The organism is Photobacterium chitinilyticum (assembly GCF_004104355.1).
In the GTDB taxonomy this organism is placed as follows: domain Bacteria; phylum Pseudomonadota; class Gammaproteobacteria; order Enterobacterales; family Vibrionaceae; genus Photobacterium; species Photobacterium chitinilyticum.
Genome location: NZ_RJLM01000158.1, coordinates 1 through 522 on the forward strand (window position 1 = coordinate 1; position 522 = coordinate 522).

At 61.8% G+C, this 522-nt stretch carries 1 protein-coding gene; it reads left to right on the top strand.

All coding sequences use genetic code 11. The features are described from left to right. Window positions 1-82 precede the first annotated feature (82 nt). On the top strand, window positions 83-522 hold a 440-nt coding region (locus EDI28_RS26340; protein ID WP_164918641.1), incomplete at its 3' end, for a protein rep.

Consider the following 522-nt stretch of genomic DNA (forward strand, 5'->3'; position numbering starts at 1 on the left):
GGGGCTTTGCGGGGAATTTGACGCATAAAAAGAAAAACCCCAGAATCTTGGGTCTCTGAGGTCCAAAAAACTAGGGTTTTCAATGGAAGGCGTTGCCGCTGTTTCCACGTCCGCAAATCATAGCGTTTGCAGTGACGATTTGCACGTTTCGACAGGCCGAGATGGCCTAACCGACTACAGCCCCAAGGATGCGCCTTGGGACGTTCACCGCGGCCAGTCTGACGACGTGGGCGGGATCTACGCAAGCGCTGCCGATTTCGAGCGCTACGCGGCCCGTATGGCCGATTGTGGGGGCGTTCTGCGCTTCGGCTGGGTCACCACCCCGGAAACCGGGGAAACGGCCCTACGGCTGCGGGAGGCCCATTTCTGCCGGGTGCGGCATTGCCCGGTGTGCCAGTGGRGGCGCTCGCTCATGTGGCAGGCCCGGTTCTACCAGTCCCTCCCGAAGATCGTCCAGGAACACCCCAAGGCCCGGTGGCTGTTCCTCACCGTCACCGTGCGCAACTGCGCGATCGGCGACCT